The 22,590-nt window shown below is 68.0% G+C and carries 22 protein-coding genes and 1 tRNA gene; 10 read left to right on the forward strand and 13 right to left on the reverse strand.

Going from position 1 to position 22,590, the window contains the following annotated elements:
* Positions 1-2: 2 nt before the first annotated feature.
* Positions 3-1,106 (reverse strand): zinc-binding dehydrogenase, encoded by a 1,104-nt coding sequence (locus QAR72_RS05320; protein WP_304616332.1) that lies wholly within the window; start codon positions 1,104-1,106, stop codon positions 3-5.
* A gap of 305 nt (positions 1,107-1,411) precedes the next feature.
* On the opposite strand from QAR72_RS05320, the gene QAR72_RS05325 reads away from it, so the two are divergent.
* The 7 genes from QAR72_RS05325 (at position 1,412) to QAR72_RS05355 (ending at position 8,794) form a co-directional block, all read left to right on the forward strand.
* Complete coding sequence (locus QAR72_RS05325) at positions 1,412-2,446, forward strand: S8 family serine peptidase (RefSeq protein WP_304616333.1); 1,035 nt, start codon at positions 1,412-1,414, stop codon at positions 2,444-2,446.
* Positions 2,447-2,450: 4 nt separating this feature from the next.
* Complete coding sequence (locus tag QAR72_RS05330) at positions 2,451-3,035, forward strand: hypothetical protein (RefSeq protein ID WP_304616334.1); 585 nt, start codon at positions 2,451-2,453, stop codon at positions 3,033-3,035.
* 228 nt (positions 3,036-3,263) lie between these two features.
* Positions 3,264-4,892, forward strand: a complete 1,629-nt coding sequence (locus QAR72_RS05335; protein ID WP_304616335.1) for an ABC transporter substrate-binding protein — start codon at positions 3,264-3,266, stop codon at positions 4,890-4,892.
* Positions 4,893-4,950: 58 nt separating this feature from the next.
* Positions 4,951-5,901 (forward strand): ABC transporter permease, encoded by a 951-nt coding sequence (locus QAR72_RS05340; RefSeq protein ID WP_304616336.1) that lies wholly within the window; start codon positions 4,951-4,953, stop codon positions 5,899-5,901.
* Positions 5,902-5,904: 3 nt separating this feature from the next.
* Positions 5,905-6,789, forward strand: coding sequence for an ABC transporter permease (locus QAR72_RS05345; RefSeq protein ID WP_304616337.1), 885 nt, complete (start codon positions 5,905-5,907; stop codon positions 6,787-6,789).
* The gene (locus tag QAR72_RS05350; RefSeq protein WP_304616338.1) at positions 6,786-7,799 is read left to right on the forward strand and encodes an ABC transporter ATP-binding protein; all 1,014 of its coding nucleotides are present in this window, start codon (positions 6,786-6,788) and stop codon (positions 7,797-7,799) included. The genes QAR72_RS05345 and QAR72_RS05350 overlap by 4 nt, the downstream gene beginning before the upstream one ends.
* Positions 7,796-8,794 carry an ABC transporter ATP-binding protein gene (locus QAR72_RS05355; RefSeq protein WP_304616339.1) on the forward strand — a complete coding sequence of 333 codons (999 nt, stop codon included), beginning with the start codon at positions 7,796-7,798 and terminating at the stop codon, positions 8,792-8,794. The genes QAR72_RS05350 and QAR72_RS05355 overlap by 4 nt, the downstream gene beginning before the upstream one ends.
* A 19-nt stretch (positions 8,795-8,813) precedes the next feature.
* Here the strand turns inward: QAR72_RS05355 and QAR72_RS05360 are convergent, their stop codons facing one another.
* On the reverse strand, positions 8,814-9,548 hold the full coding sequence (locus QAR72_RS05360; RefSeq protein ID WP_304616340.1) for an aspartate/glutamate racemase family protein: 735 nt from the start codon (positions 9,546-9,548) through the stop codon (positions 8,814-8,816).
* Between the two features lie 170 nt (positions 9,549-9,718).
* Here QAR72_RS05360 and QAR72_RS05365 point away from each other — a divergent pair, with 170 nt between their 5' ends.
* Positions 9,719-10,417 carry a GntR family transcriptional regulator gene (locus QAR72_RS05365; RefSeq protein WP_304616341.1) on the forward strand — a complete coding sequence of 233 codons (699 nt, stop codon included), beginning with the start codon at positions 9,719-9,721 and terminating at the stop codon, positions 10,415-10,417.
* A 5-nt stretch (positions 10,418-10,422) separates the two neighbouring features.
* Here QAR72_RS05365 and QAR72_RS05370 read toward each other — a convergent pair whose 3' ends face one another.
* The 9 genes from QAR72_RS05370 to QAR72_RS05410 are packed head-to-tail and all read right to left on the reverse strand — an operon-like array spanning position 10,423 to position 19,436.
* Positions 10,423-12,117, reverse strand: a complete 1,695-nt coding sequence (locus tag QAR72_RS05370) for a hypothetical protein (protein ID WP_304616342.1) — start codon at positions 12,115-12,117, stop codon at positions 10,423-10,425.
* Positions 12,114-13,223 carry a protein-glutamate methylesterase/protein-glutamine glutaminase gene (locus QAR72_RS05375; RefSeq protein ID WP_304616343.1) on the reverse strand — a complete coding sequence of 370 codons (1,110 nt, stop codon included), beginning with the start codon at positions 13,221-13,223 and terminating at the stop codon, positions 12,114-12,116. The genes QAR72_RS05370 and QAR72_RS05375 overlap by 4 nt, the downstream gene beginning before the upstream one ends.
* Positions 13,223-14,080, reverse strand: a complete 858-nt coding sequence (locus tag QAR72_RS05380; protein WP_304616344.1) for a CheR family methyltransferase — start codon at positions 14,078-14,080, stop codon at positions 13,223-13,225. The genes QAR72_RS05375 and QAR72_RS05380 overlap by 1 nt, the downstream gene beginning before the upstream one ends.
* Positions 14,067-14,552, reverse strand: coding sequence for a chemotaxis protein CheW (locus QAR72_RS05385; protein ID WP_304616345.1), 486 nt, complete (start codon positions 14,550-14,552; stop codon positions 14,067-14,069). Before QAR72_RS05385 ends, QAR72_RS05380 begins: the two co-directional genes overlap by 14 nt.
* Before the next feature lie 14 nt (positions 14,553-14,566).
* A complete protein-coding gene (locus QAR72_RS05390) occupies positions 14,567-16,267 on the reverse strand; it encodes a methyl-accepting chemotaxis protein (RefSeq protein ID WP_304616346.1) in 1,701 nt (566 codons plus the stop codon).
* Between the two features lie 16 nt (positions 16,268-16,283).
* The gene (locus QAR72_RS05395; RefSeq protein ID WP_304616347.1) at positions 16,284-16,757 is read right to left on the reverse strand and encodes a chemotaxis protein CheW; all 474 of its coding nucleotides are present in this window, start codon (positions 16,755-16,757) and stop codon (positions 16,284-16,286) included.
* Positions 16,754-18,769, reverse strand: a complete 2,016-nt coding sequence (locus QAR72_RS05400) for a chemotaxis protein CheA (protein ID WP_304616348.1) — start codon at positions 18,767-18,769, stop codon at positions 16,754-16,756. The genes QAR72_RS05395 and QAR72_RS05400 overlap by 4 nt, the downstream gene beginning before the upstream one ends.
* Complete coding sequence (locus tag QAR72_RS05405; protein WP_304616349.1) at positions 18,769-19,134, reverse strand: response regulator; 366 nt, start codon at positions 19,132-19,134, stop codon at positions 18,769-18,771. Before QAR72_RS05405 ends, QAR72_RS05400 begins: the two co-directional genes overlap by 1 nt.
* The gene (locus QAR72_RS05410; protein WP_304616350.1) at positions 19,131-19,436 is read right to left on the reverse strand and encodes a hypothetical protein; all 306 of its coding nucleotides are present in this window, start codon (positions 19,434-19,436) and stop codon (positions 19,131-19,133) included. Before QAR72_RS05410 ends, QAR72_RS05405 begins: the two co-directional genes overlap by 4 nt.
* 305 nt (positions 19,437-19,741) lie before the next feature.
* Here QAR72_RS05410 and QAR72_RS05415 point away from each other — a divergent pair, with 305 nt between their 5' ends.
* Positions 19,742-21,391: a Na/Pi cotransporter family protein gene (locus tag QAR72_RS05415; protein ID WP_304616351.1), complete on the forward strand. Its 1,650-nt coding sequence runs from the start codon at positions 19,742-19,744 to the stop codon at positions 21,389-21,391.
* A gap of 2 nt (positions 21,392-21,393) precedes the next feature.
* Here the strand turns inward: QAR72_RS05415 and QAR72_RS05420 are convergent, their stop codons facing one another.
* Positions 21,394-22,008, reverse strand: coding sequence for a YitT family protein (locus QAR72_RS05420; RefSeq protein ID WP_304616352.1), 615 nt, complete (start codon positions 22,006-22,008; stop codon positions 21,394-21,396).
* 116 nt (positions 22,009-22,124) lie between these two features.
* Between QAR72_RS05420 and QAR72_RS05425 the strand changes: the two genes are divergently transcribed.
* A tRNA-Ser gene (locus tag QAR72_RS05425) sits at positions 22,125-22,214 on the forward strand.
* Between the two features lie 130 nt (positions 22,215-22,344).
* Here the strand turns inward: QAR72_RS05425 and QAR72_RS05430 are convergent.
* The coding region (locus QAR72_RS05430; RefSeq protein WP_304616353.1) for a hypothetical protein at positions 22,345-22,590 on the reverse strand (246 nt) is incomplete at its 5' end.

Consider the following 22,590-nt stretch of genomic DNA (forward strand, 5'->3'; position numbering starts at 1 on the left):
GATCAGGCGGTGATCAGGTATTTCTCGCCCGTGGCCTTGCGGTTGCAGGCCCGCGCGATGTCGGGGTCCAGCACGTCGTCCAGCGTGATGCGGGCGGTGTAGCGGCTGGCAAAGGTGGTGTTGCGCTCGTCCAGCACGCGCTGACGCATCCGGGCGACCGTCTCGCCCGGCAGGCGGGCCAGAGCGCGGAACAGCAGCCAGCCGCCCACGCTCCAGCTGAAGCCGAAGCCGCGCCGCAGGATCGTCGGCCCCAGATCCAGCGCGCCGTAGATGTAGCCCTGCTTCATCACGGTCGAGCCGTAGCGGTCATACTGGTCCAGATCGCGCGAGGCGACGGCCTCCATCGCGTTCAGGATCGTGCTGGTCATCTCGCCCCCGCCGATCGCGTCGAAGGACAGCGTCGCGCCGGTCGCGGCGATGGCCTCGGTCAGTTCTGCCCGGAAGCCGGGGCTGCTGCTGTCCACGACATGCTGGGCGCCCAGATCGCGCAGCATTTGCGCCTGCGCCGGGCTGCGCACGATGTTGACCAAGCCGATCCCGTCGGCTTGGCAGATCCGGACCAGCATCTGCCCCAGATTCGAGGCTGCGGGCGCGTGAACGATGGCGCTGTGACCTTCGGCGCGCATCGTCTCGACAAAGCCGAGCGCGGTCAGCGGGTTCACGAACAAGGCCGCCCCTTCCTCGGCCCCGGCGTCTTCGGGCAGAACCAGGCAATCGGCCGCGCGGATCAGGCGCAGGCGCGCGAACATCGCGCCACCCAGCATCGCCACCCGCCGCCCGACCAGATGGCCGAGATCCGGCCCGGCCGCGATCACCGTGCCCGCGCCCTCGTTGCCCACCGGCAGCGACTGCCCGATCCGGGCGCGCATCGCGGGCATGGCGGCTTCGGGGATGCGTCCGACCAGTGCATCGCCCTCGCGCGTCAGGCTGTCCATCCGCGCCGGGCCATAAAGCAGCGCCAGATCCGAGGGGTTGATCGGCGCGGCCTCGATCCGCACCAGCAACTGCCCCTCGGTGGGGTCGGGCAGCGTCACGGGTTCCAGCGTGACCCTGAGCGTTCCGTCAGGGGTGATCGTCGTTCGCAATTCCAGATTGTCGCGTTCCATTGTCCTGCCTTTCATCTGGGTCCTGGCCCGGTGCCTTCTGCAAGGGTTCTGGCCAGAAAGCGGTACCGGCACAATGCCCCGACCCGGCGCGGGGTTCGGCGTCGGCCCAGACCCGCCGACCGTTCCTGCCCGGTCGGGCCGTCGCGGAAGGCCAGCGGCAGGGCCCCGATCATGCGAAAGCATATCTTGTCCCGCCTTAGGAGGGGCGCGCCCACGCGAAGGAATGGGTCCATGTCCGGATGCCTGTCTGGATTCGCCACCATGGCCAAGACTATTCTTTTCGAAAGGCTGTCGGGTCTGGAATCATGAAAAACCGATCAATTTCGCTGCGCGGGCTTCTGCTCGCCGCCACGTTCGGCTTCGGTCTTGCGCTGCCTTCGCAGGCGCAGGAGGCCGCGGGCGGGGCGGCCATGTCGAACACGCTGGACGCGATCCGCGGTGAATACGCGCAGGCCACGCATCTGTTGCGCGTCAAGCCCGCACGGGGGTCGGTCCGCGCGCTGCGTCTGCCGCCGCTGCCACCCCACCGGACCTGGATGAGCCCCGAGATTATCGATGCCTGGCAATCGGGCTATCGCGGCCAAGGCGCGCGCATCACCGTGGTGGACGATTTCTTGGGCAAGCATCGGCTGCGCGGCGATCTGGGGGCCGGTTCGGCGCTGTTGCGGCACGGTCAGTGGGTCCAGCGGGGCGCGCAGATGCTGGCGCCGATGGCCGCCGCTGCGACGCATGACCTGCGTCGCAACGGCTCGGTGATGCTGTCGGGGCGCCACCTCAACATCATCAACCTGAGCTACGGGATGCTTGCGCCTGAAGGCCATGACCTGTCCCGCATGGCCTGGACGGCGCGCGAACGGTCCATCCTCGCTCATGCGCAGGAGGGGCGGGCGATCGTCGCCAAGGCCGCTGGCAATGACGGGGTCGCGCTTGGCGCCGCGAATGATGCGGGCCGGGTCGATTACCTGAACCTTGCGCTGGCCGGCCGCCCCGCCGCGCTGTTCGTCGGCGCGCTGGATCGGAACGGCACGCCCGAGGATCCGGCCAGCCTGGCCAGCTATTCGAACCGCGCGGGCAGCGATCCGCGCTTTCAGAGCCAGTTCCTCGCCGTGGGCGTGCGCGACGACCTGACCGGGCTTCGCGGCACCTCGTTCGCGGCACCGGTCGTCAGCGGCTATGCGGCGGTGCTGGGCAGCAAGTTCAGCGGTGCGGCGCCGGGGCAGATCGCAAGCCGCCTGCTGGAGACCGCCCGTAGCGATACCCTGCGTGATTACGACCCCTCGATCCACGGACGCGGCGAGGCCAGCATTGCGCGCGCCCTGGCGCCCACCCGCATCGACTGAGCCGATGCACGGGCGCAGCCCCTGGGCGCGGGCCGCGCTTTTGCCGACGGGGCTGGTGCTGGCATTGCTAGCGGCGCCCGAGGTGCGGGCCGATCTGCTGTCGGACACGCATCTGATCGACATCCGCACGGGTTCGGCCCGTTCTGATCTGGTGCGCCGCATCCGGTCGGGCGGCTACGAGCTGGCCGACGGCACGCCCCTGTCGCTGCGCGTGTGGTATCTGCCCGACATGCCCGAACTGACGGTCATGATGCTGACCGAGGTCACGCCGAGCTTCGGCATCACCTGGGGCTTTTCGACCGGCGAAGGGGCCAGGAAATACAGCATCGCGCCCGCGCTTCATCTGGGCTTTTCCGCCCATCACGCCCTGTCGCCCAATGCGGTGCTGTCGCTGAGCGCGGGCACCGTCCTGGGCGGCCGCTTGTCAGAACGGCCCTGCGATGCCGATTACGGCCCCTTTGGCGTGATGCCGGTGAATTGCCGCCTTGCGGCCTCGACCCTGCCGCCCGAGGAAACGCTGGACTATCTGCTGGACCGCGATGGCGCGACCGAAAGCTGGGTCTCGCTGCGATTCGAATACCGGTTCTAGGCCGCGGGTTTGCCCATCGCCCAATCCTTGGGCGATGGGCCGGGCACATGCCGAAAGCTTCCGCCTTTTGAAATCAGCCGCCCCCCGGCAGGGACAGGGTGGGAAAAACCTTTGACGCATGAGCGATTCAGCGCCACCATCCGGATTGTCAACAATCCTGTCGGCAATGTTTCCGGTCATCCGGCCCGCCCCGGCACTGGCCCGGCCTCGTCCAGAAGGAAGAAGTTCATGGCGCATCGTCTCTCCAGTATGGTTGCAGCATTGCTTGCGACCTCGGTCCTTACCGTTCCCGTCGCGGCCGCCGCGCAGGACAAGATCCTGCGGATCGGCATGACGGCCGCCGACATCCCGCGCACCCTGGGCCAGCCCGACCAGGGGTTCGAGGGCAACCGCTTCACCGGCATGACCATCTATGACAGCCTGACCGCCTGGGATCTGAGCAAGGAGGACGAGGCCTCGGTCATCATCCCCTCGCTGGCCACGGAATGGGAGGTCGATCCCGAGGACAACACGAAATGGGTCTTTCGGCTGCGCGACGACGTGACGTTCCATGACGGCAGCCCCTTCAATGCCGAGGCCGTGGTCTGGAACGTCCAGAAGGTGCTGGACGAGTCCGCCCCGCATTTCGATGCAAGCCAGGTCGGCGTGACGGCCTCGCGGATGCCGACGCTGCGTTCGGCGCGTGCCATCGACGAATTCACGGTCGAGCTGACCACCTCGGAACCCGACAGCTTCCTGCCCTTCAACCTGACCAACCTGTTCATGGCCTCGCCGGTCCACTGGCAGGCCAAGTTCGACGAGACTGGCGAGGCCGAGGCCGCATGGGCCGCCTTTGCTGCCGATCCCTCGGGAACGGGTCCTTTCCGCGTCACCGCCTTTGCCCCGCGCGAGCGTCTGGAACTGGCGCCGAACACCGAATACTGGAATCCCGACCGCACGCCCAAGCTGGACGGCGTGGTTCTGGTGCCGCTGCCCGAGGCGAATGCCCGCACCGCCGCCCTGCTGTCGGGGCAGGTGGACTGGATCGAGGCGCCGTCCCCCGATGCGATCCCGCAGATCGAGGCGCGCGGCTTCACCATCTATTCCAACCCCCAGCCGCATGTCTGGCCGTGGCAGCTTTCCTTTGCCGAAGGGTCGCCCTGGCTGGACAAGCGCGTCCGCCACGCCGCGAACCTGTGCTTTGACCGTGAGGAATTGCAGATCCTGCTGGGCGGCTACATGGGCATCCCGAAAGGCACAGTCACGCCCGATCATCCGTGGTGGGGCAACCCCTCGTTCGACATCCGCTACGACCCCGAGGAAGGCCAGCGCCTGATGACCGAGGCGGGCTATTCGGCCGACAATCCCGTCAGGATCAAGGTTCAGACCTCGGCTTCGGGGTCGGGGCAGATGCAGCCCATCCCGATGAACGAATACCTTCAGCAGGCGCTGCGCGAATGCTACTTCGACATCGAGCTGGACGTGATCGAATGGAACACCGTCTTCACCAACTGGCGCCGCGGCGCGATGGATGAAAGCGCGAATGGCGCCCATGCGATCAACGTCACTTATGCGACGATGGATCCGTTCTTCGCGATGGTGCGCTTCACCTCGACCAAGACCTTCCCGCCGGTATCGAACAATTGGGGCCATTTCGGCAATGACGAATTCGACGCCCTGATCGAGGATGCGCGCACCAGCTTCGATCCCGATGCGCGCGATGCGGCCCTGGCCCGGCTGCATGCCCGTCTGGTCGAAGAGGCGCCCTTCGTCTGGGTCGCCCACGATACCGGGCCGCGCGCCATGTCGCCGCGCGTCACGGGCGTGGTCCAGCCGCGCAGCTGGTTCATCGACATCGCGCCGATGGACATGAACTGATCCCATAGGCCCCGGACCCGCTCCGGGGCCTTCAGCCATCCTGAGCAAAGGGACAGCCATGCTTGCCTACACGATCCGACGGATCATCCTGACGCTGCCGGTCCTGCTGGGCGTGTCGGTGGTCTGTTTCGCGCTGGTCCATATCTCGCCCGGCGATCCGCTGATCTCGATCCTGCCCGCCGATGCTTCGGTGGACCTGCAAGAGCGGCTGCGGGTGCTCTACGGCTTCGACCGCAGCTATGCCGAGCAGTTCCTGCTGTGGCTGAGCCGGGCGATGCAGGGCGATCTGGGCACCTCGATCGCCACCGGCCGGTCGGTCACGACCGAGGTCATGCGCGCGGTCGGCAACACGCTGATGCTGGCATCCGTCGCCACGGTGATCGGCTTCGTGCTGGGCAGCCTGTTCGGCTTTGTAGCGGGATATTTCGCCAATTCTCCGGTAGACAAGGCGGCCTCGGCAGCGGCGGTCTTCGGGGTCTCGGTTCCGCATTACTGGTTGGGGATGGTTCTGGTCATCATCTTCTCGGCGCAGCTTGGTTGGCTGCCTGCCGCGGGGGCGGGCCCGGGCGGGTCGGGCCAATGGCGGCTGGATCTGGAACATCTGAGCTACATGATCCTGCCCGCCATCACCATGAGCGTGATCCCGATGGGCATCATCGCGCGGACCGTCCGCGCGCTGGTCTCGGAAATCCTGGCGCAGGAATTCGTCATCGGCCTGCGCGCGCGCGGCCTGTCTGAATGGGGGGTGTTCCTGCACGTGGTCAAGAATGCCGCCCCCACCGCGCTGGCCGTGATGGGCATCCAGCTGGGCTATCTGCTGGGCGGCTCGATCCTGATCGAGACGGTCTTCAGCTGGCCCGGCACGGGGATGCTGCTGAACTCGGCCATCTTCCAGCGCGACCTGCCGCTGCTGCAGGGGACGATCCTGGTTCTGGCGCTGTTCTTCGTGGTGCTGAACCTGATCGTGGACGTGATGCAAAGCGCGCTTGATCCGCGCATCAAGAGGTAAGCCATGGCAGATGCAACCATCGACCTCGCCCCGCCCGCCCCGATCCGCAGCGCCGGCTTCTGGCGCAATGTCGGCGGCAGGCTCAGACGCGACCGGACCGCGATGGCGGCGGCCTTCGTGCTGCTGCTGATCCTTTTGGCCGCGATCTTCGCGCCGCTGATCGCGCCGATGGACCCGCTGGAGGGACGGCTGGTCAACCGCCTCAAGCCCATCGGCACCGAAGGGCATCTGCTGGGCACCGACGAGCTGGGCCGGGACATGCTGTCGCGCCTGATCTGGGGCGGAAGGCTGTCGCTTCTGATGGGGGTGACGCCGGTGGTCATGGCCTTTGTCATCGGTTCGGCCATCGGCATCGTCGCGGGCTATGCGGGCGGCTGGACCAACACGTTGATCATGCGCACGATCGACGTATTCTACGCCTTTCCCTCGGTGCTCCTGGCGGTGGCGCTGTCGGGTGCGCTTGGGGCGGGCCTCGGGAATGCGCTGTTCTCGCTGACGGTGGTGTTCATCCCGCCCATCGCGCGGGTCGCGGAATCGGTGACGACGCGCCTGCGGTCCTCGGACTTCATCGAGGCCGCCCGCGCCTCGGGGGCAGGCGCGCTGACCATCGTGCGCGTGCATGTGCTGGGCAACGTACTGGGGCCGATCTTCGTCTATGCGACCTCGCTGATCGCGGTCAGCATGATCCTGGCTTCGGGGCTGTCCTTCCTGGGCCTCGGCGTGCGGCCGCCGAACCCGGAATGGGGGCTGATGCTGAACACGCTGCGCACGGCGATCTATGTGCAGCCTTGGGTCGCGGCGCTGCCGGGGGTCATGATCTTCATGGTCTCGATCTCGTTCAACCTGCTGGCCGACGGCCTGCGCTCGGCCATGGAGGTGCGTCAATGAGCGTGGAACCGATCCTGACCGTCAAGGGACTGCGCAAGCACTTCCCCATTCGGGGCGGCCTTCTGGGGCGCCGCATCAAGAGCGTTCATGCCGTCGATGGCGTCGATCTGGAGGTTCTGCCGGGCGAGACGCTTGGCGTGGTGGGCGAATCCGGCTGCGGCAAATCCACCACGGCGCGGCTTCTGATGCACCTGATCCAGCCCGACGAGGGGCAGCTTTACTTTCAGGGCAAGCTGGTCGGAGGCCCCGACCTGCCGCTGAAGGCCTATCGCCGGCAGGTGCAGATGGTCTTTCAGGACAGCTATTCCTCGCTGAACCCGCGTTTGACGATCGAGGACAACATCGCCTTTGGCGCCCGCGTTCACGGCACTCCGGCCGCCGAGGCGCTGGCCCGGACGCATGACCTGCTGTCGCGGGTGGGGCTGGCGCCCGCGCGTTTCGCGGGCCGCTATCCGCATGAATTGTCGGGCGGCCAGCGCCAGCGCGTGAACATCGCCCGCGCTTTGGCCCTGCGCCCAAAGGTCATCATCCTGGACGAGGCCGTGTCGGCCCTGGACAAGTCGGTCGAGGCGCAGGTCCTGAACCTGCTGGCCGACCTCAAGGCCGAATTCGGGCTGACCTACATCTTCATCAGCCACGACCTGAACGTGGTCCGTTTCGTGTCGGACCGGGTGATGGTCATGTATCTGGGCAAGGTCGCGGAGATTGGCGGGGCCGAGGCGCTCTATGACAAGCCGATGCATCCCTATTCGGGGGCGCTTCTGTCCTCGATGCCGTCGATGGATCCTGACAACCGGACGATGGAGCCCGCCCTGACCGGCGATCCGCCGAACCCGATCGACCCGCCCTCGGGGTGCCGGTTCCACACCCGCTGCCCGATGGCCGCGCCGGTCTGCGCGCGGACGGAACCCGCGCTGATCGAATGCGGCGCCCATCACCGCGTCGCCTGCCATGCCCGCGACCCCCTGTCCGGCCATGACGCCACCGCCCGCATGGAGGCCGCTCAATGACCAGCCCTTATCTGTCGATCCGTAATCTGGGCGTCACCTTCACCGGCGGCACGCGCCCGGTGCGCGCGGTCAACGACGTGTCGCTGGACATCGCGCCAGGCGAGGCCGTGGCCCTGATCGGGGAATCGGGTTCGGGTAAATCCGTCACCATGCGCGCCGTGATGCGGCTGAACCCCGAAGGGCGGTCCCGGATCGAAGGCCGGATCATGGTCGGCGGGCGCGACGTGATGGCGATGGACCGCCGCACCCTGTCGGCCTATCGTGGCGCCGACGCGGCGATGATCTTCCAGGAGCCGCTTCTGGCGCTGGACCCGGTCTATACGCTTGGCGACCAGATCATCGAGACGATCCGCCGCCATGAACCGATCACCCGTGACGCCGCCCGCGCGCGCGCGTTGGAATTGTTCGAGCGTGTGCGCATTCCCTCGGCCCGGTCGCGGCTGGACAATTACCCGCACGAGATGTCGGGCGGCATGCGCCAGCGGGCGATGATCGCGCTGGCGCTGTCCTGCCGCCCGAAGCTGCTTCTGGCCGACGAGCCGACGACCGCGCTGGATGCGACGGTGCAGATGCAGGTGCTGCTGCTTCTGCGCGAATTGCAGCGCGATCTGGGCCTGTCGATCCTGTTCGTCACCCATGACATCGGCGCCGCGATCGAAGTCGCCGACCGCATCGCGGTGATGTATGCTGGCCAGATCGTCGAGGAGGCCAGCGCCCGTGACCTGATCCGGTCGCCGCGTCACCCCTATACGCTTGGCCTGCTCAAAAGTCGCGCGCATGACGCGATGGTCAAGGGCGCGCGGCTGGACGCGATCCCCGGCGCGCCGCCCGATCTGGCGAACCTGCCCGACGGATGCCCCTTTGCGCCGCGCTGCTTCCTGGCGGACGAGGGTTGCCGCAGCGGTGGGGTGGCGATGCAGGTGGTCGGCCCGGCCCATCAGGCGCGCTGTCGCAGGCTGGAACTGACCGCAGCAGCGGCGCAGGATGCCCCGTGATGCGGCCGCGTCCCGCCCTTCAGGCGGGCTGCGGCGCTGCGCCCAGATCGGCGGATTTGTCGCGCGGCCAGCCATAGGCGCCCGACTTCGCGGTCAGATAGCCGCCGCCCGCCAGCGCCTCGGCCAGACGCACCGCCGCATGGACGCCGTCGATCACGGGCATTCCGGTCTCGGCCGTCAGGTCGTGGCACAGGCGCGACATGCCCGCACAACCCAAGATCACGGCCTCGGCCCCGTCCTGATCGCGCGCGGCGATGATCTCGGCCCGCAGCAGGGCATGGGCGCGGGCCGGTTCGGCCTCGACCGACAGGACCGGCAGATCGACCGCCCGGACCCGCCGCAGCGCGTGGCTTGCGCCGTAGCGCAGGGCCAGATCCTCGATGATCGGGATCGACCGGGGCAGGGTGGTGACGACCGAATAGCGCGCGGCCAGAATGCCCGCGACCTGCATCGCGGCCTGCGCGATGCCGATGACGGGCCCGGCCACGACCTCGCGTGCGGCGCCGAGGCCCGGATCGTCGAAACAGGCAATGACATGGGCGCCCGCGCCTTCGGCCTCGGCCCGGCGCAGGGCGTCCAGCATCGGCGGCACGGCCAGCGCCTCGTCGTGATGGCCCTCGATGCTGGCGGGGACGGGCGGGCGGGCGCCGCGCGTGACGACGCGTGTGCCGGGGCTGGCCGTGCGTTCGGCAGAGCGGGCGATCTGCGCCGTCATCTCGGCGCTGGCATTGGGGTTGTAGACGAAAATCTGCATCGCCGCTGGTCCTTGTGCCGTCCTGCGCCCTGTTTCGCAAAGCATGTGGAGGGCGCACAGTATTGTCAACGCGATTGTCGACAATTCTGATGCGCCGCCTCGGAATTGCGCTAACGGCTTTGTCTTTGCCCGTATTTCACGCTAAGAGCGCCTGACGGATGGGGATTTCGATGCCTTGGTTTTCAACCACACCCAAGCATGATGTCGTGCGCCGGATCTGCGAGCGGATCTGGCTGGCGGTCGTGCAGCGCAGCCTGCGACCGGGCGCGCGCCTGAAGGAGGAGGACCTGGCCGAGATCTTCGGCGCGACCCGCGCCCGCGTCCGTCAGGCACTGACCGCGCTGGAACAGGACGGGCTTGTGTCGCTGACGCCCAATCGCGGCGCCTGTATCGCCGAACCGGGCGTCGAGGACGCGCAGGACGCCTTTTCCGCACGGCTCTGCATCGAGGAAAGGCTGGTCCTGCGTCTCTGCCGTCAGGCGGGCCCCGAGGACATCGCGGCCCTGCGTGATCATATCGCGCGCGAGCGCGCTGCCCATCAGGACGCGGACAGTGAGGCGATCATCCGCCTGTCGGGCGAGTTCCACATGCTGATCGCGCGGCTGGCCGATGCCGAGCTTCTGTCCAAGATCCTGCGGATGCTGACCATCCGCACATCGCTGATCACCGCGATGTATCAGACCCAGGCCACCCAGACCTGCGGCCCGGACGAACATGAACGCATCGTCGCCGCGATCGAGGCCCGCGACGAGGCCGCCGCCGCCGAGGCGATGCGCCACCACCTGGCGCATCTGGAATCCGCCCTGCGGCTGGACGAGGCCCGCCCGCCCGTGACGGCCCTGCGCGAGGCGCTGCTGCCGCCCCGCTGAGCCTGTCAGAACAGGATATCCGCCAGATCGTCCTGGGCTGCGACGACTTCAACGGGGGGCGGTGGCGGCAGTGGCTCCCCGGTCCGGTCGGGCAGGCCGCCCAGTTCGTTCACCAACGCGTCGTGCAGCTGGCGTTCCGAGGCCATCGTATAGCGCGCCCGGATCGCCTCCAGATAGCCGAGGGCGACGTCGTCGCCCAGATCGGGCGGGGGCAGGTTGGCCGACAGCGCGTGCAGCAAGGCGATGGCAGGCGCGCTTTCGATCATGCGGCTGCGGACCGCGCCCAGCACCGCGCCGGCGGTGGCAAGGCCCTGCGACAGGCCGGCGGCAGCGCCGTCAAGCTGACCCGAGGCGTCGGCAAGCGTGCGCTGCAGGCCGCCGATCTCGGCGCCCAGTTCCTGCGCCAGCGCGAGAAAGGCGCCAAGGTCGCCGTCCACCCGACCGATCAGGTCGTCGCCCAGCCGGTGCACCTCGTCTCGCGCCTCGCCAAGCGCCCGCGTCAGGCGCGTCATCGTCGCGTCGCAATCATCGGTGATGCTGCGCAGCCATTGCGCCAGCTCGCGCAGCGAACGACCATCCTCGCCCAGCTTCGCGCAGGCGATCACCGCGTTGATCCCGGCCATGCGCAGATGCTGTGCGATGCGCTGCAGCGCCGTCTCCTGGTCCAGGATGACCTGGATCTGCGCGCGGACGCGCCCCGATCCCGACTGCATCGCGGCGAAATGCTGCCGCGTCACGTCCAGACCGCGCTGGAACACGGCAAAGGCATCGTCGCCTGACGCACCCCAGACCTGTGCCCCGCCGATCGAGGTGAAGCCCGCGGTGGCCATGATCCCCGCGCCGCGCTGCGACAGCCCCTCCAGCGCGCCGAGCGCGTCGTCGATGGGCGCACGGCAATCGCCAAGCGCGCCGTCGGCCAGACGCGCGGCCAGCCCGAAGGACAGGGCCTTGTGCGGCGGCATCGGCCCCGTCAGGTGCAGAGCCGCATGGACCTGTTCCAGTCGTTGGCGCAGCGTGTCGCCGACCTGCAGCGCCGTGATCAGCCCCGACACATCCGCCGCCACCAGCCGCATCTGTTCGTCGATCAGCTGGGACGATTCCCGCAGCTTGCCCTGCTCGCCGCTGATCCGGCGCGCGATGCGGGTGAAGCTGTCGATGGCGGGCAGCGTCGTCCGGCGCAGGTCGTTCGCCAGATCGGCCTGCGCGGTCTCGATCCCGGCCAGGGCGGCGAAGGCAGCCGACATCGCCTCGTTCGCATGCGACAGGACGGCTTCCGCCTCGCCCGACAGGCTGGCCAGCGTTTCCACGAACGATGCGATCTGCGGGCGCGGGCGCAGCAGGCTGTTGCCCTGGATGCGCGCATTGATCGAGACATTGGCGATCAGCTTGACGATGACGTTCAGGGTGCGGACCTCGGTCATCACCGCCGCCATCAGGAGCCGCAGATTGCCGCTTGCGCCGTGGATGCTCTCGAAATCCTGGCGCAGCCTTTCGCCGTGATCCGAGACCGTCTCGACCTGGCCGCGCAGCCGGGCGTTCGCCTCGGCGCCGAGCGCCTGTTCCAGCGTCTCGAAGGCGCCGCGCAGCGCGTGGATGCGGCCGACGCTGTCCTCGAGGCAATTGCCTGCGGTGACGAAGGCATCCTCGGTCGTCGAGAGAAGGACATCGAAGGGCCCGCGGCCCGTATTGATCGCGTTCATGCTGCACCTCCGATAGTGCCGCGCAGGCCGAAGCCGATGATCGAGGCCGGGATGCGCGACAGGGGCAGGACCTGCATCGCATGTCCCTGACGGACGGCCTCGCCGGGCATGCCGAAGACGACGCAGCTGGCCTCGTCCTGCGCGACGGTCAGACCACCCGCGCGGCGGATCTCTCCCAGACATTGCGCGCCGTCTACGCCCATTCCTGTCATCAGGACGCCCATCGCGTTCTGTCCCGCGACGGTCGCGGCGGAACGGAACAGCACATCCACCGAGGGCCGGTGCCGCGAGATGCTGGACCCGCCGCGCACCTGCACGGCATAGCCGCTGCCCCGTCGGGTCAGCAGCATGTGGAAATCGCCTGGCGCGATGATCGCTTCGCCTTGACCCACGGCCATGCCGTCGCGGCCTTCGCTGATGCGGATCGCCGCCAGCCCGTCCAGACGGCGGGCAAAGGCCGCGGTGAAGCCGCGCGGCATGTGCTGCACGATGACGACAGGCGGACAATCGGGGGGCAGGGCGCAAAGCACCTCGCGCAGGGCTTCGGTTCCGCCGGTCGATGCGCCGATGCAGATGATCCGCTCGCCCGGAGGGACCACGCGTGCCGGGTTGGGGGGCGGCAGCAATTCGTCGGGGCCAAGGCGCGGCGTTGCGACCAGCGGGCGCACGGGCCGCTGCAGGCCCCGGCGCCGCGCATGGCGGGACTGGGCCGCGCCGTGCAGGGCGTCGCAGACGCGCATCGATGCTTCGGGGTCGCTGATCGAGGGCTTCAGCAGCACATCGACGGCGCCCGCCTCCATCGCCTCGACGCTGCGGCGAGAGCCCTCCTCGGTCAGCGACGAGCAGATCACCACCGGCAGCGGATGCTGCTGCATGATCCTGCGCAGGAAGGTCATGCCGTCGATGCCCGGCATTTCCAGATCCAGCAGGATGACGTCGGGCAGTTCCGAGCGCATCAGATGCGCGGCGGAATAGGCATCCTGCGCCATCCCGCTGACCCGCAGTACCGGGTCCGTCTCGACGATCCGCCGCAGCATCACCCGCGCCGAGGGGGAATCGTCGACGATCAGAACCTTGATCCGTGTATCCTGGTCGGTGCTGGTCATCAGAGCTTCCTGAAAATCGTTGGTCTTATGCGCTGCAGCCCGGACTGCGTCACGGACATGCCTTCGGAATGGCCGACGATCAGATAGCCGCCGGGCCGCAGATGGCTCTGCAAGCGGCGGACCACATCCTGCCGGTCCTGCATCTCGAAATAGATCAGGACGTTGCGCAGGAAGATGATGTCCACGTCCTGATCCACCGGATAGCGCGCATCCATCAGGTTCATCTGCCGGAACCGCACGCGGCGGCGCAGTTCGGGCACGATCCGCACCTGATCGCGCAGCGCGGGATCGGCCGAGATCATCAGGTAGCGGCGCCGCAGCGACGGCTCGATGGGGGAGACCTGTTCGGTCGAATAGACCGCGCGGCGGGCCTTTTCGATCATCGGCGCCGACAGGTCGGTGCCCAGGATCGCCCAGTCGAAGCGGCGGCCCGTGCGCTGCAACTCGGCCAGGACCATGGCCAGGCTGTAGGCCTCGGCGCCTTCGGAACTGGCCGCGCTCCAGCATTTCAGGCGGGCAGGGCGCGACCGGTCGGCCAGGAACTCGGGGACTATCTCCGCGGCGATGTGGTCGAAATGCGCCCTTTCCCGGAAGAAGCTGGTCGTGTTCGTCGTGATCAGGTCGACGACGGTGTCGATCTCGGCCTGCCCCAGACGGCCGGCCATCACCTCGTCCAGATAGGTGCCGGTGCAGGACATGCCGTGATGGTTGACGCGCCGGCGCAGCCTCTGTTCGATCAGCGCGGTTTTCGTCGCCGGAAGGCTGATCCCGGTCAGGCGGTGGATCGCCTGCCGGAAGCTGGTCATCGGATCGCCGCCACGCATGGCGAGGGGGCGCGACACCTCAGGCCGCGGCATCGGGAAGGACCGCAAGACCGCTGCGCGGCACGTCACGGAAAAGGCCGTCAAGGTCGATGATGCCGACGACCTGTCCGTTGCGCCGTCCGATGGCCTGGATCGAGGCCGCGTCCCAGGCCCGACGCTGCCCCTCGGACAGGGGCTGCGCGCTGTCCTCGTCAAGGCAGGCCACGTCGATGACACGATCCGTCCGCAGGCCGATCACCGCATCCGTGGCCTCGTCCGTTTCCAGGTGCACGACGAGGATGCGGGTCTGCGGCGTGTCCTGCCGGGGCGGCAGGCCCAGCAGGACGCGCATGTCCACGACCGGCACCGTCGCGCCGCGCAGGTCGATCACGCCCAGAAGATGCGGCGGCGTGCCGGGCATGCGCGCGATGGCGCGCATGTCCAGGATTTCCTGCACGCGATGAACCGTCACCGCGTAAAGGCTGTCCTCCAGCGAGAAGGTCACGAAATCGGCGCCCGTCTGCATCTTCTGCCCCCGGATCACGCGGTTTCGCGGCGCTGGAAGCGGCGGTCCAGATCGTCGGCCGCAGCGTCGTCGCCCAGATCGAAGGCGAAGCCGGAGGCCGCCTCGGGCTGGCTGCGCAGCGGGGGGCGCGGGCTCTGGGCGGGCGCGCGCAGCGGGATCACGGCAGCCGCCTCGGCCGCCTCGGGCGCCTGGGCGTCAGTCGCGGCGTCACCGGCCTCGACCTTGAAGAAGGCGATGGTCTCGGCCAGTTCCGAGGCAAGGCCCGCCAGTTGCGTCGCGCTGGTGGACAATTCCTCCGAGGCCGAGGTGTTGGCCTGGGTCACGCTGTCGAGCTGCTGGATCGAGATCGAGATCTGGGCCGATCCCGTGGCCAGTTCGCGCGCCGCCATGCTGATTTCCGACACCAGGTCCGAGGTGCGCGCGATGTCCGGGACAAGACCCGCCAGCATCGCGCCCGCATTGCTGGCCGTCCGCAGGGTCGAGGCCGACAGCCCCGAGATTTCCGCCGCCGCCGTCTGGCTGCGTTCGGCCAGCTTGCGGACTTCGGCGGCGACGACCGCGAAGCCGCGCCCGTGTTCGCCCGCCCGCGCGGCCTCGACCGCGGCGTTCAGCGCCAGAAGGTCGGTCTGCCGGGCGATTTCCTGCACGATCATGATGCGCTCGGCGATGATCTGCATGGCGTCCACGGCCTCGCCCACGGCGGCGCCGCTGGCGCGGGCGTCGTCGGCGGATTTGGTGGCGATGCTTTCCGTCGTCTGGGCGTTGTCCGCGCTCTGACGGATATTGGCGGCCATTTCCTCGACCGAAGCCGAGGCTTCTTCGGTCGCCGCCGCCTGATCGGTCGCGCCGCGCGACAATTCCTCGGACGTGGCGGCCATCTGGCTGGCGCCGGCGGCGACGTTGCGCGCCGACAGGCTGACATCGGCGACGATCTCGCGCAGGCGGCGGATCATGTCGTTCATTGCGGTCTGCAGGCTGGAGATCTCGTCGCGGCCCTTGATCTGGGCCAGATCGCGCAGATCGCCCTGTGCGATCTTCCGTGCCAGCGCCCGGGAGGCCAGCAGCCTGCGCGAGATCGACAGCGTCAGCAGCGTCGCGGCCAGCGCGCCCACGACAAGCGAGATGACCAGCAGCGCGATCAGGTCGCGTTGCGCGGTCTTGAAGTTCTCGTCCAGCGAGACCAGCTTGCCGTTCAGCGTTTCCCCCAGGATCTCGCGCAGGCGCTCGGCGGAATCGCGGATCGCGTGGCCCAGGCGGTCCAGTTCGCCATGGAACAGGTTCCGCGCCGCCATGGCGTTGCTGGAATCCTGAAGCGACTTGGCGCGGCTCATCGTCGCTTCGGCATTGTTCAGCAGGCTCGCGAAGTTCGTGATCTCGGCCTGCATGTCGTCATTGATCTTCTGCGCCGACAGTTCCTGAAGCCGCAGCTCGATGTCATCGGTCAGCTGCACGAGTTCGTCGCGCCAGATCCGGGTGTCTTCGGCCGTCATGCCTTCGACCGGCAGCAGGTATTCGGCCAAGGTCGTCCGCAGCAGCAGCGAATCCACCATCAGTTCCTTGATCAGGTCCAGCGTGCGGACCTCTGTCGTGAGGGTGTCGCGAAAAGTCGCGTTCGCGTCACGCAGATAGTTCAGTGACAATGCGACCGCGCCCGAGAACAGCACGAAGACGAAAAGGAAGGTCGCGGCCAGCTTCATTCGGATGGTCAGGTTCATTGTGGCATTCCTCTGTTCACGCAGCCGCGCTGCGTCGCACAAGATCGGTGAAGATCGCGGAAAGGTTGGGCAGCAGGACGAATCCGTCGCTGTTGCGCCAGATCCCGGTCAGGAAGCCCGCCGGGAACCGGCTGGCAGGGGGCAGGGGCTCGATCGAGCCGGGCGGGATAGCGGTCACGTCATGGACGCTGTCGGCGATGATCGCCACGATGGCGCGCTCGCCCGCCACATCGACCTCCAGCACGACGAAGCGGCGCGTGGCTTCGCAATCGGGCGGCGGCTGGTCCAGTCCCAGGGGGATGCGCAGTTCCGCCAGCGGCACGACCGCGCCGCGCACGTTCAGCACCCAGGGCACCGAGGCGCAGGCCCCCGGCACCCGTGTCCGGGGCAGGGGGTCCAGGATTTCGCGCAGGTTGGCCGAGGGGATGGCCAGAAGCTGGCCGCCGATGGTGATGGTCAGGACCTGGGTCACGGCGATGCTGTCCTTCATGCTGCGGCCTCGCCGGCGGTGCGATAGGCGTCCGACCCGGCCAGCGCGACCAGTTGCGGCACGTCGATGATCAGCGCCACGCTGCCATCGCCCACGATCGTCGCGCCCGAGATCGAGCGCGCCGAGCGGTGCAGTTTCGACATCTGCTTGATGACCGTCTGGTTCGTGCCGATGATCCGGTCTACGACCAGGCCCACGATGCCGTCGGCCGCCTCGACGATGACGACGTTCTGGGTCACCGAGGGCGGCGCCTCGCAGGCAAAGAGCGTCCCCAGCCGCAGGAACGGAACGAAGCGTCCCCTGATGTCAAGGAAATCCTGGGTGCGGCTGGCCTTTGCCTTTGACGGGGGCAGTTCGACGATCTCTTTCACCGAGGCCAGAGGCACGGTGTATCGTTCCTGCCCGACCTCGATCAGAAGGCCGTCGATGATGGCCAGCGTCAACGGCAGGCGCAGCGTGACGGTGGTGCCCGAGCCGAGGCTGCTTTCGACATCGATGCTGCCGCGCAGGTTCTCGATGGTGCGGCGCACCACGTCCATTCCAACGCCGCGCCCGGACAACTCCGTCACGGTCTCGGCAGTCGAGAAGCCCGGCTCGAAGATCATCGAGAAGATCTGGCTTTCGGTCGGCTGGGCATCGGGGGACAGCAGGCCGCGTTCAACCGCCTTGGCGCGGATGGTCTCGGCATTCATGCCGCGCCCGTCATCGCGCACGCGGATCAGCACCTCGCCGCCCGCATGGATCGCCGCCAGTTCGATCCGCCCGGTGGGCGTCTTACCCGAGGCGGCACGCTCGGCCGGAATCTCCATGCCGTGATCGATGGCGTTGCGCAGGATGTGGACCAGCGGATCGGCCAGTTTCTCGATCATGGTCTTGTCAAGTTCGGTCTCTTCGCCGACCACGACGAAATCGACGGGCTTGCCAAGCGACTCGGACAGGCCGTCGATCAGCCGTCGGAAACGCCCGATCAGGCTGCGCATCGGCACCATCCGCATCACGATGGTCGCATCACGCAACTGTCCGGCCAGCCGGGTGATCAGTTCTGCGGTGGCGATCAGCGCACTGTCGCGGCTGGCATGGGCGATCTCGGTCAGGCGGGCCTCGACGGTGACAAGCTCGCCGACCGCGTCCATCAGCGTGTCCAGCCGCGCCGCGGGAACGCGGACCGAGGCGGCCGATTCCGCGCCTTGGGCCGAAGCCGGGGCAGCAGCAGGGGCGGCCGTCGCGGCGGTGCGTTCCGCCGGGAGCGCCGCCGTCACCGTCGGTGCGGCCGGGGCTGGCGCGTCCGCTTCGACGGTCGGGGTCTCGGCAGGTTCTGCCGCCGCCTGCCAGCGCCAGTATGCATCGACGAACAGGAAGACCTCGTCCAGATCCTCGCGCCGGACCGAGGCGGGCAGGGTCATCGACCAGGCGAGATGGCTCTGGTCGGTGTCCAGGCGATCGGGGGGCGGCAGGTCATCCAGATGGGCGACGATATCCGTCGCGCCTAGGCTGCGCAATTCCTGCAGGATCAGGTCGGGCCGCGCGCCAAGCGCCAGCGCCGGGCCGGTCAGGCGAAAGGTCAGCCGTGCCTCGGCCCCCGCGGCTGCTTCGGGTTCCGGTTCGGTGCCGCCGCTGGCAGCGGCCGGCGCGGCGCCCGCCGGCGTGCCGCCGGTCAGCGCGTTCAGCGCGCGCAGGATCTCGCCGCGCGTGTCATCGGGATCGGGCAGGTTCTCGACCAGAGCCGGGATCTGGTCGCGCGCCGCAAGACCCAGCCGGATCAGGTCAGGCGTCACCGAGGCCTTGCCGCTGCGGACACGGTCGAAGGCGGTCTCGAAATCGTGGATGAAGCCCGCCAGCGCGGTAAAGCCGAACATGGCCCCGCTGCCCTTGATCGTGTGCAGGTCGCGGAATACCTGGTTGACGCGCTCGGGTTGGTCGGGATCGGCCTTGAGGTCGAGAAGCCCCCGTTCGAGGCTTTCGACCAGATCCCCAAGCTCTTCAAGAAAGGCAGCGGTCAGCTCGTCCGACATCACCCGGCCACCTTTCTGACGACCGCCAGCAGCTTTTCGGGCGAGAACGGCTTGACCATCCAGCCAAGCGCCCCCGCTTCGCGGGCCTGCGTCTTCAGCGATTCCTCGGATTCGGTCGACAGGACCACGACCGGAACGCCCTGACCGTTGGGATGGGCCTTCAGCGCGCGGATCATGCCGATCCCGTCCAGCCGCGGCATGTTCTGGTCAACGATGATCGCGTCGACACGCGTGCCGATGGCCTTTTCCAGGCCGTCCTGTCCGTCGACGCCCTCGATCACGTCATAGCCGGCCTCCTGCAGCGTCATCCGCACCATGCGTCGGATCGAGGGGCTGTCATCGACGGCGAGAATGGTCTTGGTCATGGTCTTTGCCCTTCTTGAAGTATCGGCGCGAAGAGGCTGCCCGGCTCGGGCAGTCCCAGCTTCGCCATGTCAGGCGCCAGATGATCGGCAAGGCGCGCGTCGATGCCCATGGGCAGGCCGCGCCGACGCGCCTCGCAGGCGGCGGACAGCAGCACCTGCAGGGCGCCGAAATCGACGAGCCCGGGCTCGGTCGCGCGCAGGACCAGCCCGCCCTCGTCAAGCGCCTCGATCGCCTTCTGTCGCAGCGCGGCTGCGTCCGACTGCCTGTGGCTGCCATCAAGGCAAAGGTCACGCGGGCTCATCACAATCTCCCTCGGCAAGGCTCTGGGGCCATCTTTTGCAGGGAACGGTTGCGGGACGGGCGCTGTTACACGGCCAACCGGCTGCGGACCCATCCAGAAGCATAGACAGGGCGTCCGTCCGGCCATGGACGGAGGCAAGCAGGGAATCCGCGCCGGGACCAACAAGCGGCTTGTCATCGAAACGTCACATTCCTAACTATCGAATGTGCGAGTGTTTTCGATTCCTTGCCAGACGAGGCGCTTGAAGGTTCGAAGGTGTTCCATCTGCCGCGCGATTGGTGGAGCCTGTCCATGAAAGGCGTGCAATGCTGGTTTTTCTTCTGAATGTCGCGGGCGCGGCGGCTCTGCTGATCTATGCGGTCCGCATGGTCCGCACGGGGATGGAGCGCGCCTTCGCGCCGCAGCTGCGCCGGTGGCTGCGCGCCTCGGAGCGCAACCGTGCCTTTGCAGCGGCAAGCGGCGCGACCGTCGCCCTGCTGATGCAGAGCGCGACAGCCGTTGCGATGCTGGTCGCGGGCTTCGTCTCGGCCGGCACGATCTCGGCCGGGGTGGGGCTTGCGATGGTGTTGGGCGCCGATGTCGGCTCGGCGCTGGTGGTGCAGGCGCTGGTGCTGCGGCCCTCGTGGCTGGCGCCGCTGCTGCTTCTGGCGGGGGTCGTGACCTTCCTTCGCACGCAGGAAAAGCCCGGCCGCCAGATCGGCCGCATTCTGATCGGGCTGGCCCTGATCTTCGTCGCGCTGGACATGATCGCGACCGCCAGCGTGCCGATCCGCGAATTCGACGGTCTGCGCTTTGTGGCGACCTATCTGCAGGGCGATCCGCTTCTGGCCTTCGTGCTGGGGGCGGCTCTGGCCTGGATCATCCACTCCTCGGTCGCCGCGGTCCTGCTGTTCATGGTCTTTGCCGCGCAGGGCGTGCTTACGGTGCCGGTGGCGGCGGCGATGGTTCTGGGCGCCAATCTGGGCGGCAGCTTCATCGCGGTGACGTTGACGCTCGGTGCGGCCGCGGCGGCGCGCCAGGTGGTCTGGGCCAATGTGCTGGTGCGCGGTGGCGGGGCGGGCGCCATGCTGGTCGCCATGACGATAGCCGCGCCGGACTGGTCGTGGCTGGGCGCATCTGCCGGTCAGCAGCTGATCAACCTGCACCTGCTGTTCAACCTGGGATGCGCCCTTGCGGGCCTGGTGCTGGCGCCGCTGGTGCTGGCGGCGCTGTCGCGGGTCATCCGCAGCGCGGCCGAGGCGCCCGGCCCCGAAGAACGGCCCGGCGCGCTGGACCCCGCCGCCTTGTCGGACCCCGAGCGCGCCCTGGCCTGCGCCATGCGCGAGGTCCTGCATATGGGCGAGACGGCCGAGCGCATGCTGCGCCGCGTGATGCCGCTCTTCGATCAGTGGGACCGGGCCGCCGCCGAGGCCATCGCCGCGGACGAGGCGCGCCTTGACCGGATGCATGATGAGACCAAGGCGTATCTGGCCGCCCTGGGTCAGGGACTCGATGCCGAGCTGTCCCGCCGTCTGGCCGAGATCGTCGAACAGGCCGCCCAGTTCGAGGCCGCAGGCGACGCCGTCGCGCGGATGACCTTTGGTCTGGCCCGCAAGATGGGCGCCGAGGGTCTGGCCTTTTCACCCGACGGTAAGGCCGAGCTGCTGGATTTCCACGACGATGTCCTGGCGAACGCGCAATCGGCGCTGCATGTGCTGATGACGCGCAACCCTGCCGCAGCGCGCGAACTGGTATCGCGCAAGGAACGGGCGCGCCGGCGCGAGCAGGGCTTTCAGCAATCGCATCTGTCGCGGCTGCGGCTGGGCAATTCGGAAAGCGCCGCGACCTCGAGCATTCATCAGGAGGTTCTGCGCGAGCTGAAGCAGATCAACACCTGCTTCGTGATGGTGGCCTATCCGATCCTGACGGAAAGCGGCGATCTTCTGGAAACCCGGCTGCGCCGGGCCGAGGCCTGACCTCAGGCCGGTCCGTCCGTGGGCTTGGCCGCACCCGCCTGCGCGATGCGAAAGTTCCAGGCGATGATCGCGTTCAGCACCGCTGCCCCCAGCAGCGAGGCCAGCACCTTGTCTGGCGGCAGCACGAAGGCCGCCGACAGGAAGATCAGCGCGTCGAAGCCCATCATGAACCAGCCGGCGCGAAAGCCGGTTTTCTGCTCGACCACCAACGCCAGCACCGCCATCCCCCCGGCCGAGGCATTGTGCCGGAACAGCGCGACCAACCCCACTCCGGCCGTGCTCCCCGCCAGTATCGCCGCCAGCACGGTCGGCAGCGCCTCGAAGCGGATCATCTCGGATAGCCACGGCGCCAGCAGGGAAATCCCTGCCACGGCGGCCAGTGTCCGCAGCGTGAAGGCCGGGCCGCGTCGTGTCCAGGCCAGCAGCATGAAGGGCGCGCTGATCGCCATGAACAGAAGCCCGAAGCCGAGCGGCGTGACGTAGGACAGCAGCACCGCCAGCCCGGCCGCCTGCCCGGTGATCAGCCCCGCCGCCTTGAGGAACACCACACCCAGGCTGGCCATGAGGATGCCGAAGGCAAGGCCCTGCAGGTCATAGAACGAGATCGGGGCTTTCATCGCATCGCCTTCCCTGTGTCCGTGGCGGGATATCACAGGCGTCCCGGCCTGCAAGGGGCGGGATCGGTCAAGACGCTCTCTTGGCAAGAGCCGCCGTTGCGGGCTAGAAGGCGGGCGGAGCAGTGGTCGAGTGGTCTAAGGCAACCGACTTGAAATCGGTCGGGCCAGAGATGGTCCCGTGGGTTCGAATCCCACCTGCTCCGCCACTTCCCTTTTCCAAGTTGTTGAAATTGCGGTATTTCCTGGTCTCGACCGGCTGCGGGGTAGCGACCGGGGTAGCATTGCGTCTTTTTGAGCGCCTGATCCGTCGCCACTCCAGACAGGTATTTGGGCCAGCTAGTGAACGCCGGGGTCAGGATGATCGTCCTGATCGGCGTCTAGTTCCACCGTGATGCCCTCCTTTTTCAACCGTGACTGCACAAACTCTCTGAGCCGGTCCATCGACAGCAGGCGAGGCACGCCGTCCCGTGTCAGGAAGGCCGCTACCGTGATCCCGGGGTGGCGTGCCGACAGCGCCTCGATCCGCTCCAGGGTCCGGGCGCCGGGGGTTGCCAGTGCGCCGAGGCATTGTGGTGTCAGGAC

This window comes from Paracoccus sp. (in: a-proteobacteria), from assembly GCF_030604785.1.
GTDB lineage: Bacteria > Pseudomonadota > Alphaproteobacteria > Rhodobacterales > Rhodobacteraceae > Paracoccus.